8 protein-coding genes and 1 pseudogene are annotated in these 12,227 nt (G+C 39.6%); 8 read left to right on the forward strand and 1 reads right to left on the reverse strand.

Going from position 1 to position 12,227, the window contains the following annotated elements:
• Positions 1–66: 66 nt before the first annotated feature.
• From PI20285_RS10400 to PI20285_RS10420, 5 genes are all read left to right on the forward strand, one after another.
• The gene (locus tag PI20285_RS10400) at positions 67–1,134 is read left to right on the forward strand and encodes a DUF871 domain-containing protein (RefSeq protein WP_057773133.1); all 1,068 of its coding nucleotides are present in this window, start codon (positions 67–69) and stop codon (positions 1,132–1,134) included.
• On the forward strand, positions 1,131–2,036 hold the full coding sequence (gene murQ / locus PI20285_RS10405; protein WP_057773136.1) for an N-acetylmuramic acid 6-phosphate etherase: 906 nt from the start codon (positions 1,131–1,133) through the stop codon (positions 2,034–2,036). Before PI20285_RS10400 ends, murQ begins: the two co-directional genes overlap by 4 nt.
• The gene (locus tag PI20285_RS10410) at positions 2,036–4,042 is read left to right on the forward strand and encodes a glucose PTS transporter subunit IIA (protein WP_082623254.1); all 2,007 of its coding nucleotides are present in this window, start codon (positions 2,036–2,038) and stop codon (positions 4,040–4,042) included. Before murQ ends, PI20285_RS10410 begins: the two co-directional genes overlap by 1 nt.
• A gap of 18 nt (positions 4,043–4,060) precedes the next feature.
• Positions 4,061–4,900 (forward strand): MurR/RpiR family transcriptional regulator, encoded by an 840-nt coding sequence (locus PI20285_RS10415; RefSeq protein WP_057773138.1) that lies wholly within the window; start codon positions 4,061–4,063, stop codon positions 4,898–4,900.
• 172 nt (positions 4,901–5,072) lie between these two features.
• Positions 5,073–8,357, forward strand: coding sequence for an SNF2-related protein (locus PI20285_RS10420; RefSeq protein ID WP_057773140.1), 3,285 nt, complete (start codon positions 5,073–5,075; stop codon positions 8,355–8,357).
• 75 nt (positions 8,358–8,432) lie between these two features.
• On the opposite strand, the gene PI20285_RS10425 is transcribed toward PI20285_RS10420, so the two are convergent.
• Positions 8,433–9,782, reverse strand: coding sequence for an SEC10/PgrA surface exclusion domain-containing protein (locus PI20285_RS10425; protein ID WP_057773142.1), 1,350 nt, complete (start codon positions 9,780–9,782; stop codon positions 8,433–8,435).
• A 309-nt stretch (positions 9,783–10,091) separates the two neighbouring features.
• On the opposite strand from PI20285_RS10425, the gene PI20285_RS11715 reads away from it, so the two are divergent.
• From PI20285_RS11715 to PI20285_RS10435, 3 genes and pseudogenes are all read left to right on the forward strand, one after another.
• Positions 10,092–10,313, forward strand: coding sequence for a hypothetical protein (locus PI20285_RS11715; protein WP_057773143.1), 222 nt, complete (start codon positions 10,092–10,094; stop codon positions 10,311–10,313).
• Positions 10,314–10,325: 12 nt separating this feature from the next.
• Positions 10,326–11,480, forward strand: a pseudogene (locus tag PI20285_RS10430) (GH25 family lysozyme); the annotation flags it as partial.
• 14 nt (positions 11,481–11,494) lie between these two features.
• Positions 11,495–12,181 (forward strand): hypothetical protein, encoded by a 687-nt coding sequence (locus tag PI20285_RS10435; protein WP_057773147.1) that lies wholly within the window; start codon positions 11,495–11,497, stop codon positions 12,179–12,181.
• Positions 12,182–12,227 lie beyond the last annotated feature (46 nt).

Genomic DNA, 12,227 nt, shown 5'->3' on the forward strand with positions numbered 1-12,227 from the left:
TAAATTCACAAATTGTATACTGTATTTGTCAATGAAAGCGATAACAGAATATTTGGGAGTGATACTATGCTAGGTTTTTCGATTTATTTGGATACTGAAATTAATAGTCAGACTGAAAGTTATATCAGAACCATGAGTCAACATGGGTTTACCGGTGTATTTACATCAGTTCATATTCCAGAGGATGATGCTTCAAAGTACGTTGAACGTCTAAAGAAACTTGGAAAAATTTGTATGGAACAGCATCTAGAGTTGACCGTTGATATTGATTACCAAGGATTGAAAAGTTTGGGCTGTTCTGTGACTGATGTGAAAAAGCTAACACAATGCGGAATTTCAGCTTTACGTTTGGATGACGGATTTACAAATTCAGAAATTGCCATTTTAAGTCATCAATTAGCCATAGCCTTGAATGCAAGCACTATAAGTGAAACTGATGTGCAAGTATTGAATGTTCAGCATGCTAATTTTGATCACATGGAGGCTTGGCATAACTATTATCCTCGTCCAGAAACTGGCTTAGATACTGATTGGTTCGCTGAGAAGAACATGTGGTTGAAGCAACAACACTTTACAGTCATGGCATTTGTCCCAGGAGATATTAATTTTAGAGGTCCACTTTACCAAGGACTACCAACTTTGGAAGCTCATCGACATAAGAATTCGCTGGTGGCTGCAAATGAATTGAAGAAAAATTTTGAGGTTGAAAAAATATTCATAGGTGATCCACTAATATCAAATAAGTTGATGGCGCAGTTTGAAGCATTCTTTACGCGTAATGAAATTCAGCTTCATGTTCAAACCAGCCATTCTGAACTTATGAAACAAATTTGGCATAATCGTCCCGAAGTAGCACGAGATGTTGTGAGATTGGTAGAATCACGGCAACAAAATCAAAAAATGAGTGTGAGTGTGCAACCACACCAGACAACACTAAGAAAATTGGGAACTATTACGATAGATAATGAGGATTATGGCCGGTATCAAGGCGAAATTCAGATTTGTAAAAAGGAATTACCACTTGATTCAAAAGTAAATGTTATTGGGCAAGTGTCACAGTCCGATGTTGTTTTTTTACCGTTAATTGGAGAAAAGACAGCAATTAAATTTATGCCAATGGAGGAAGTAAAATGATTGATTTAAGCAAGTTAACTACTGAAACACGGAACGACAAAACTATGAATCTAGATGAATTATCAACCAATAAAGTTTTAGAACTTATGAATGCTGAAGATCAAACGGTACCAGTAAGCATAAAAAAAGCATTACCCGAAATTACTCAAGCAGTTGAAAAAATTGTGGCTAGTTTTCAAGCAGGTGGCCGATTGTTTTACACAGGCGCTGGTACTAGTGGACGGCTGGGAGTCTTAGATGCTGCCGAATGTGTGCCGACATTTGGAACTGATCCAGAAATGGTACAAGGATTAATTGCTGGTGGTGAACAGGCGATGACGTTAGCTGTCGAAGGTGCCGAAGATTCGGTAGAATTAGGCGAAAATGATTTAAAAACTCATCATTTATCTGATAAGGATACTGTAGTGGGAATTGCAGCTAGTGGAAGGACGCCATATGTGATTGGTGGTTTAGACTACGCTAAGAAAATTGGGGCATCAGTGATTAGTCTAGCTTGTAATGATCATGCTGAAATTAGCAGACATGCCGAGGTTGCCATTGAGGTTCCGGTAGGTCCAGAGGTTTTAACAGGGTCGACACGTTTGAAGTCGGGAACGGCACAGAAAATGGTTTTAAATATGCTTTCTACAGTTTCAATGGTAGGGATCGGTAAAGTCTATAAAAATTTGATGGTGGACGTAAAACCGACAAATAAAAAACTGGTTGAACGTTCTAAACGTATTATTATGCAAGCAACTGAATGTGATTATGAGATCGCGGAGAAAGCCTTTGTAGATGCAGACCAAAATGTAAAATTAGCAATTGTCATGATTTTAACGAATTTAGATAAAGATGAAGCAGAGGCACGTTTGAAAAATGCAAATGGGTTTGTTCGTGGCACAATTAAGGGAGGTAAGGACTAATGGCTGAGGAAAAAATTGACCGAATTGCTCGAGAAATATACGAAAATGTTGGTGGCCCTGGTAACGTTGATAAATTAATCCATTGTATGACACGAGTTCGAATGACCATCATTGACAAAGATAAGGTTGATATGGAAGACCTTAAAAAGATCGATGGTGTTTTGGGTGTGGTTGATGACGACACGCTCCAAGTAGTTGTTGGACCAGGAACAGTAAACAAAGTTGCTCAAGTGATGGTTGATCAAGTTGGTGTTAAATTGGGGGAACCTTTCCCTGATGATGCTGGTAAAAATGATCATTTGACTGATAAAGAAATGGTTGAGGCTAAGGCAGCTAGAGTTAAAGCGGAGCAAAAAGCGAAACAAAAACAAACACCAATTAAAAGAGTGCTAAAATCAATTTCAAATATTTTCATTCCTTTGATTCCAGCCTTTGTTGGTGCTGGTTTAATTGGTGGAATTGCAGCCGTTCTTTCTAATATGCTTGTAGCGGGTGATATTGGGAAGAGTTGGAGTGACTTCATCATGATTATGAAGGTCATTCAAAATGGTGTTTTCTCCTATCTAGCAATTTATGTCGGAATTAATAGCGCAAACGAATTTGGCGCAACTCCAGGGCTAGGTGGTGTTATCGGTGCGGTTACCCTATTAAGCGGTGTAACACCAGAAGCACCATTGCATAATATTTTCAACGGCTCGGCTCTCTCAGCTGGGCAAGGCGGAATTATTGGTGTTATTTTTGCCGTATGGATTTTGTCGCTTGTTGAAAAGAAAATGCATCAGTGGGTTCCAGATTCTATTGATATTATTATCACACCAACTGTCTCATTATTCATTGTCGGAATCTTCACCATTTTCTTAGTTATGCCAGTTGCAGGAGTTATTTCAACTTCACTAGTTGGCGCAATTGAATGGGTATTAAACGTTGGTGGTGCTTTCTCTGGTTTTGTTCTTGGTGCATTATTCTTACCAATGGTTATGTTTGGACTTCACCAAATTTTGACACCAATTCATATTGAAATGATTAATAAAACTGGTATGACACCATTACTTCCTATTCTAGCGATGGCTGGTGGTGGTCAAGTTGGTGCTGCGATTGCACTTTGGATTCGTTGTCATCGTAACCACAAACTCACTAATATGATTAAAGGAGCTTTACCAGTTGGAATTCTTGGAATTGGAGAACCGTTAATTTATGGAGTAACGTTACCACTTGGTAAACCATTTATCACTGCTTGTATTGGTGGTGGTATTGGTGGTGCCGTTATTGGTGGATTAGGAAATATCGGTGCAATTGCGATTGGCCCTTCAGGAGTTGCCTTGATTCCATTAATTAATAACGGTAAATGGTTAGGCTATGTTGCAGGACTGCTGGCTGCATACTTGGGTGGTTTTATCGCCACATTCTTCTTTGGTATTCCAAAGGATGCGATTGATCCAGAGGCAGCAGCTGTAGCAGGAGACACAACAGTATCAGAAGCTGATACAGACACAAGCGAAACACAAACAGTAGCACAAACAGTAGCACAAACAACTGCAAGAACATCTGATACAGTAACTGCACCAGTTGAGGGACAACAAATTCCTGTAAATGAAGTTAGTGATCCAATTATGGCACAAGAAACAATGGGAAAGAGCATTGCTGTTAAACCAAATGATGATTCACCAATTTACGCACCAGTAAATGGTAAAGTAATGTTTGTTGCAGATACAAGTCATGCGATTGGGTATACAAGTGATGCTGGTGAAGAGGTTTTGGTCCATATCGGAATTGATACGGTTAATCTAAAGGGTCAGTGCTTTGATTTAACCGCCAAACCGGGAGATGTAGTAACACGTGGACAAATTGTTGGAAAAGTGGACTGGACAGCGGTAGCTAAAGCCGGGTATGATACAGTTACGTTGGCCATCATTACAAATAGTCAGGAATTTACAATTGATAAAAATTCTGACAAAACAACAGTTGAGAAAGCAACAGTTGTGATGAATACTACTCCGGCCAGCTAGAATAGGTAGGAAGATCGTATGAAAAGTATTCTATTTTCCATTCATAAACAAATCACATCATTTTCTAAGTCAGAACGTAAAGTCGCCCAGTTTATTTTGGACAATCCGCAACAAGTTATTAGCATGAATGCTGATATTTTAGCTGAACAAGTGGGAGTTAGTGCTGCGACTGTCGTCAGGCTGGCCAAATTACTGAGTCCTGATGGTTTTCCTGGTGTAAAGATTCAGCTTTCTGCAGAAACAAAGGTTGATGATAGTTTATATACCGAGGTTGACCCCAAAGATCCATTGGATGTGGTTAAGCAAAAAATGGAATTTAGAATTGGTCACACGATTGAACAAACGAACCTTACTTTGAACGATGATGAAGTATGCAAAGCGGCACAATTGATTGATCAGGCCGATAATGTGTATGCATATGGACTTGGGGCTTCGAGCATTGTAGCTGCAGATTTACAGCAGAAATTTATTCGAGTGGGCAAGCCAGTTGTACAAACAATGGATACTCATTTAATTGCAACGGGAATTGCAAAACCGGAATCAGTCCTAGTGCTTATTTCAAATACGGGGGAAACGGTTGAAAGTCAAAAACTGGCAGATGTTGCTCATGAACATCAGATTCCTGTAATTACAATTACACATAGTCAGAAGAGTTCGTTGGCCAAAAAAAGTGATATTGTCTTGGTACACGATGATAGTGAAGAAAACGAACAATTAAGAACGGCCGCCACGACTTCCCTAATGGCTCAGTTGTATGTGGTTGATCTTCTCTACTATTCCTATCTTACGATGAACTTTGACGAAAATGCGGCGAAGATCAAAGAATCAAGCCGGGTAATACGCAAACATTTCAAATAATTTAAAATTAAAACGCAGACCTCAAGAGCTAGTAGTGTAGCTATTGAGGCCTGTTTTTTTATGGATTAGGAATGAACACCTATTTAGGCAGATCTAAGGTAGTCATTTCCATTCGGAGTAGTGTAAAATAGACCAGTAGAGCTGAAAAACATTGAAAATTTGGAGCGATTAAATGTATCGAAGAAAAATGCCCTCTCGAATTTGGGAGCGCGGTAAGAAAATTGCTAGAGCAGGTAAGGTTCACATTGAAGAAATTGATAACGAGTCGCAGTTGGTAACAGCTACCGTTGACGGGACGTACGCGTATTCCGTTGAGGTCAATCAAGCTGATCCCGATGAAGATTCCTGTGAGTGCCCCTATTTTCCTGAACACGGCTATTGTAAGCATATTGCAGCAGTAATTGAATACTTTAAAACACAAAATACCCTGATTGAGACCTTATTTGATGACGAACCAGATAGTGAGGATGCGGAAGCTGATTTTGATAACAGCTATTCACCCGTAACTAATTTTCCGGAAATTAGAATGATTCATCACAAAAAGCCCCAGGCGGACGAATATGGTGAACTATTTCTACAGAACCTAGATATTCCTGAAAAGCAGTATTATCATGCCTTACCCAAGGCGATCGCTGAACCTTTAGATTTAGAAGTGACCTTACTAATTGGTCAGGTTAATGATGGCTGGAGTTATGGGTCAACTGAAAATCGCTTTTTCATTCGCCTTCGAATTGCGGCCCGAGCGGATCACAAGTTTTATGTAGTAAACAATCTTGATCGTTTCTTCGAAGATTACCAAACGGAGGATAGCTTTCGTACGGCAGGAAAAAGGAATTTTCTGTTAAGTAGATCAGCCTTTTCTGAAGCTGACCAAAAACTACTAGATTTTATTGTTACAACTGGCAAGAGCGAAAGTTCAGATAACAGCAGTTTAAGTCAAAATAAATATTTCTTAGTAGCAACCACCAATGTCCCCCAATTTATTAACTTATTTGCTGACCTACCAATTTTTCGATTCCAGCAGGCTGAACATCAGACTAAATTTGATGAAATTTTCTATAAACAGTTTCAGCCAGAGGATGCATTGATTGAAGGAACGTTGAAACAAGACGAAGATGGTTATAATTTGACGATCGATAGTCATGTGCAACAGGACGTTTATCCAAGCTCAATTTTAATTGTGCAAAATAAATTGTACCAAGCCACTCCACAGCAAATGCAGATCGTTGAACAAATCTTGAACGCCTATAATTCAATTATGGGAAATGAATTGAGCCGGCAGATTCGGCAACAAGCTAATTTGCCGGTGGCCACGTCGATGCATTTTTCGTGGGATCATGAAACAGAACTAAATGATTTTATTGAGTATTTTAAACAAGTTGGTGTAATCGATGTGCCTAAAACGTTTGTTACCAACCAAATGACGCCATATTTTGACATAAGTAAGAACGAAAATGAACTTCAATTGAAGTTAGATTACGAATACGATGGCGAGCTTATTTCCAGTACAGACATTGGGAAGTATTCAAAGGCTAGCCGAAATTTAGATAAAGAAAAACAAACGCAAGCCTATTTAAAGAGTTTGCAATTCAGCCCCCAAAATGGGGTTTGGGTGAAGAAGTTTGATCAAGAATACGTCTTATTTAATTTCTTTATGCAGGAATTGCCCAATTTGCGTACCAACGGGGTTGTGACTGTTTCTGAGGACTTACAAGGACTTTTACGGACTTCTGAAGACCTAAAGCCGGCGGTAGACGTTTCTGAAAAAGATGGTTTGTTAACTGTGAAGTTTTCGGTAGACGGTGTTAGTGAAAATGATGTGGATAGCATGTTGGCCCAGCTTGATGTTGAACGCCCTTATGTTTCTCAATCTGACGGCTCAATTATTCTGTTAGATGACGAATTTCGCAAGGTCAGCCAAGCCCTTCAAAAAATTCGCAAACAGGGTAAGTTTAAGAACGGTGAACTTCAAGTTCATGCTTCACAGGCATTAGCTGTTCAAGCTGCCTTGAAAGATACCGCGAATTTTGATGAAAAATTTCAGCAGTTGGCGACTAATTTAGCTCATCCAGAAAACTTTGAAGTTAAAACGACGAATCCCGTCCATGGAACTTTGCGTCCTTACCAGGCGCTCGGCGTGAAATGGTTAGAAATGTTGGATTCTTATCATTTTGGCGGGATTTTAGCGGATGAAATGGGACTTGGAAAAACCATTCAGATGATTGCCTTTTTAATGAATCATTTGGATGAAACTAAGCCTGATTTAATTGTTTCACCAGCTTCATTGATCTACAACTGGCAAGAAGAGTTTGCCAAGTTTGCCCCCGATATTAAGACTCAAGTGGTTGATGGCAACAAAGAAAATCGCCGAGAATTAATTGAGACTGGGCAAGCAGATGTCATGATTACTAGTTATAATAGCGCTCGTTTAGATGTAGAGGAATATAATGCTCGCAAAATCAATTACTTGGTTTTGGATGAGGCTCAGTACGTTAAAAACGCCAGTACTAAAACCAATCAGAGTATTCGCAAGCTGACTCCTAAAAATACATTTGCGTTATCTGGAACCCCGATCGAAAATCGGGTGGAAGAATTATGGGCCATTTTTGAAATTATTATGCCAGGACTGTTACCAAGTCGAAAAGCATTCAAAAAATTAACGCCAGAAGAAGTAGCGGTACGGGTTAAACCATTTATTTTACGGCGTGAAAAATCCGTTGTTTTGAAGGATATTCCCGCTAAAGTGGAATCGAATCTCTATAATGAGTTGACCAAGAAGCAAAAAACAGTCTATTTGGCACAGTTGAAACAAATGCAGGTCAAGGTTCAAGGGATGACCGGCAAGAGTTTTGTGAGAAATAAACTAGCTATCCTGGCTGGTCTCACACGCTTGCGACAGATTTGTGACACGCCGTCCTTATATATGGACGATTACAAGGGTGATTCCGGTAAGCTTGAGCAGTTGTATGAGATCTTGCGGCAGGCCGAAGAGAATGATCGTCATGTTTTGATCTTTTCCCAGTTTACCAGCATGCTTGATATTATCGGTAAAGAGCTCACAAAGCAGCGGATGGACCACTTCGTTTTGCAGGGCAATACAAAACCAAAAGATCGGTTAGACATGGTAAATGAATTCAATGCTGGCGAAAAGAATATTTTCTTGATTTCTTTGAAAGCCGGTGGGACTGGGCTTAACTTAACTGGTGCTGATATGGTAATTTTAGTGGACCTGTGGTGGAACCCAGCGGTTGAGGATCAAGCAACAGCGCGGGCTCACCGAATTGGCCAAACGAAAAAAGTTGATGTTTTCCGTTTGATTACCAAGGGAACCATCGAGGAACAAATCTATAAATTACAAGAAAAAAAGCGCAACTTTGTGGATCAGGTGCTTAGCGGTACCGAAAACAAAGGAACGTTGACTGAAGAAGAAGTTCGTTTGATATTAGGAATTGAATAACAGCTATGTATACAAAGCAAGCTCCGTTATTGGATTAGAATCCAGTAACGGAGCTTGTTTTTTAGCTTTAAAACATCAAATCGCCTTAGTACTAAACTTGGAAGGCTTTTTAATAAGTTGCGAGTTTACAAATAAAATATGAATCTGAGATAAGTGGCTATTCATAGAGAGCCCGAAATATTCAGCTTTTTGATTGTTATTCATGTATCCAGTGATTGAAGCGGCGTGTCCATACGCAGAACCGCCATCACTGAAAAGCATCGCAACAAAGCTGCTATAAATAGCATTTTTTAAGGCATCCATAGTTAGTGACTTACCGTTGCCAATGTACCCAAAACTAGCATTTTCATAATAATTGTCGCCACTATTCAAACCATAGTCGGCAGCAGCTTTTTTAATGGCATGCACATCATGACTATAGGTCGACCAATTATCGGCGGTGTATTGTTTTTTTACATCCTGAGCAAAACCAAGTGATCCTTTTGTGACTGTCACAGCATGCATGCCCACCTGGTTACGGACAGAATTAACCAATCCGGCGGCAAATTTTGATAATTCAAGTTGGGTTTTAGAAGACATTGTATCAACATTGGCGATGATAACTTTTTTATCTGCTGCACTTGATTGGTAGGTCTGTTCACCAGCAGTTTGCCATTTTTTATCAATGCTGGCGGAGTCTTTCCCTGATTTATAAACCTTTTTAAGATCTCGATAATAATTGGCAGGTAAGATGATCGTCTTCTTGGAAGTTGCCGAATAGGTTGAGACCGCCGCTTTTGGTTTTGTGTAGGCCCCTTTAGCTACGTAACCATGCCAGACATAGCCACTAATTTTACGGTTATTTTTATCAACGATATGATAATAGTTACCTTTCGTGCCTTTCGGCGATTTCCAGGTAATTGTTTGGTCTACATACCAAGTTGTTGTGGGATAATTTTTGAGATTATGAATCGCCTTTTTATGGCCCGTATTCCAAACGGATACTGACTTGCTGGAAGCGCGATGGTACTGAATTTTTCCATATTTGTGGTTGTATGTAATGGTGTAGCCTGGCGCTTTGTACGACCCCTTAGTGAGATAACCGGTATAAACATAACCATTAATTTTAGAATTCTTGGAATCTTTAATGTAGTAATAGTTGGTTTTCTTACCATTATGTTTGAGGGTGATCCTTTTGGTTACATACCAAGTTGTTTTTGAATAGTTTTTTAGATAGTGTAAGGCCTTTTTGTGACTGGCATTCCACACTGTCCCGGTTGCACTTTTACGATGGTAGGCCGTTTTGCTGATTTTCCGGCTGGCAACTTGTTTATAAGTTGAACTGGCTTGAACGTTTATGCTTGGGCCAATGGTTGAAACGAGGCCGATTTCTGCCATGCTGATTGAAGCTAACATGGTAATGATCATTTTGGTGATTTTGTTCATAATGGCTCCCCCTGATAAATAGACGCGATCTCTAAATGATACCATTTTTACACCTTGGAGGATAGAAAAATTTAGTTATATATTTAATCTTGTGATAAGAATATTCGTGAATCCATCAATTTTAACATTCATTTAAAGGCAGGTTACTATCATGACGTTTAAGGGACGCTTTCGAATGTTATGAACTGCAAAACTTAATTAAATTTAATTACAAAAAGGCTTCCCAGTAATATACTTGTTGGGGAGCTTTGAGTTTGTAAACCCGAAAGCGTTTGCTACATATGAGCTTGTTAGGAAGGAAGTTACAAAATGGATTTACATATGCATCATGGATTAGATCGGTTTCGTTATTTAAGGCTTGTAGTAATTGCGGTTAGTCTCTTAATATTTACGGGATTTTTCACGCAATATGCGCAAGCGGCCACAAATAGTCAGATTCCGGATTTATCTGAATGGCAGGGGAAACTTACGGCTGCTCAGGTGAAAAATCTTGCGAAGGTTGAACCGTTTATTATCTTGCGTGTTCAGTAAGGTAGCGATTATAAGGATAAGTATTTTGCCCAAAACGCCGCGTTGTGTAAGGAGTACGGGTTAAAATACGGGGTTTATTCATACAGTCAGTACATAAGTACCGCCGATGCCAAACAAGAAGCTAAAGATTTATATACGCGCGCGCCTAACGCTAGCTTCTATGTGAATGATTATGAAGAGCAAACCGTGACGAGTGGCACCACAAACTCGGCGACTAAAGCTTGGTATACGGAATTAAATAGCTTAACTACAAATCGAATTTTGTTTTATTCATACAGTAGCTTTGCGCAAACCTATGCGGCAACGGCCATGACAAGTTATGATGGCTTTTGGCTAGCAAGTTATACTTCTGCTGAACCAACCGGAATTTCGCATGTACTCTGGCAATACACGGATGATTGGTATAGTTCACCAATCGCCGAATATGTGGATGCTAGTTTGCGTGCCTCTGGAAAAGCTACTTCTTGGTTCTTATCAACTGCATCAACAGCTGGTAAAGCAATTAGTTATAAGAAATATGTGTCCGAAAATACGGCCAAATCTAGTTACACGATTTGGGGGAACTTAACGTTTACTAAGAAGCTTGGTAAGACTGCTCAAAAAGCTGCTAAAACTTATTATGCAAAATATGAGTATAAGCACAGCAACGGGAGCACCTATCTGTCACTTTATGACAAAAATGGTAAATGGGTTGGTTATGTAAATGCTAATTCTATGACCGTGATGACAGGGCATGCTTATAAACATACAGCGACCATCTATAAAACGGGTTATTCGGTTTGGAATAATTTCTTGTGGGCTAAAGTTAAACATTACACAAAAAATTATTTGAACAAAGCGTATACCATTAAATATCAATATTACCGCGGTAACGGACAGGCGTACTATTCTTTGTATAAGGGAAACACGTGGTTTGGCTATGTCAATGCGAAGGCAACGTGGAAAGCCATCGGGACGAAGAAGACGGTTAAAATTGCTAAGAAAAACCAAACAATTTGGAGTAATCTCTCGTTTACAAAGAAATATGGGAGTACGAACAGTTACTATGGCAAAACGTACACAGTGAAATATTATTATAATCATCCAAATGGCAATACTTACTATTCTTTATATAGTGGAAATACCTGGATTGGTTATGTTAATAAGAATATGGTCACGGTCAATTAGGAGAGGCAAATCTGATGAAAAAAATACTTTTAGCAAGTTGTAGTTTAATGTTTGGAATTGCTGTTTTGAGTCTTGGGGGTGCCACAAATTCACAAAACATGGCCACCGTTCATGCGGTGACAACGCCTGCCAGTAATGGTTTGACAGCGCCTGAAAAGGTTGACGGGACCAATACTGAAGTGAAGTCTGTAACTGGTAATAGTACCAGCGGCAAAGTTGTTTACACAAATGGATTAAGCACCGCAACGACGGCTACTTATAAACAAAATAAATATCAAAATAGTAGTCAAGCCACTACCAGTTTTGCCAATTACCAAAACGTCACAGAAACGAATGGTCCTAAAATCACCCTTTCGGATGGCACTAAAGCGGTCAGACAAGGCGTCATGGGGCATGTTTATATTCAGTGGCAGAAGAATGGCTGGAATGTGACCGCCGTGGCAGATACCGATCAGCTAACAACCACTTCGGTAAGCAGCACTAATAAGGCCGCAACCGCGGTAGCCAATAAGGTTCAAAAAACGTTGAAGGCGACCCAAGTCACGACCCAAGATGTCACAAAGGGAAATGTCGTGGTGTATAGTTCTAGCCAACAAAAACCTGTGAATAGCATTAGCTGGCAACAAGGTAAAAAAGTCGCGCGGGTTACAGGTGCGAACGTGACGACGACAGCTAAGATCGCTAAGGATACGTTGAAATAAAAAATTGAATATTGCTATTTTAAAACCCCAACCATTAACTTGGCTG

This window comes from Pediococcus inopinatus (assembly GCF_002982135.1).
Lineage (GTDB): Bacteria > Bacillota > Bacilli > Lactobacillales > Lactobacillaceae > Pediococcus > Pediococcus inopinatus.

Excerpts from the sequence above, each read along its gene's own strand:
- murQ (WP_057773136.1), top strand. The coding sequence starts at position 1,131 with ATGATTGATTTAAGCAAGTTAACTACTGAAACACGGAACGACAAAACT.
- PI20285_RS10400 (WP_057773133.1), top strand. The coding sequence starts at position 67 with ATGCTAGGTTTTTCGATTTATTTGGATACTGAAATTAATAGTCAGACT.
- PI20285_RS10415 (WP_057773138.1), top strand. The coding sequence starts at position 4,061 with ATGAAAAGTATTCTATTTTCCATTCATAAACAAATCACATCATTTTCT.
- PI20285_RS11715 (WP_057773143.1), top strand. The coding sequence starts at position 10,092 with ATGGATTTACATATGCATCATGGATTAGATCGGTTTCGTTATTTAAGG.
- PI20285_RS10410 (WP_082623254.1), top strand. The coding sequence starts at position 2,036 with ATGGCTGAGGAAAAAATTGACCGAATTGCTCGAGAAATATACGAAAAT.
- PI20285_RS10425 (WP_057773142.1), bottom strand. The coding sequence starts at position 9,782 with ATGAACAAAATCACCAAAATGATCATTACCATGTTAGCTTCAATCAGC.
- PI20285_RS10435 (WP_057773147.1), top strand. The coding sequence starts at position 11,495 with ATGAAAAAAATACTTTTAGCAAGTTGTAGTTTAATGTTTGGAATTGCT.
- PI20285_RS10420 (WP_057773140.1), top strand. The coding sequence starts at position 5,073 with ATGTATCGAAGAAAAATGCCCTCTCGAATTTGGGAGCGCGGTAAGAAA.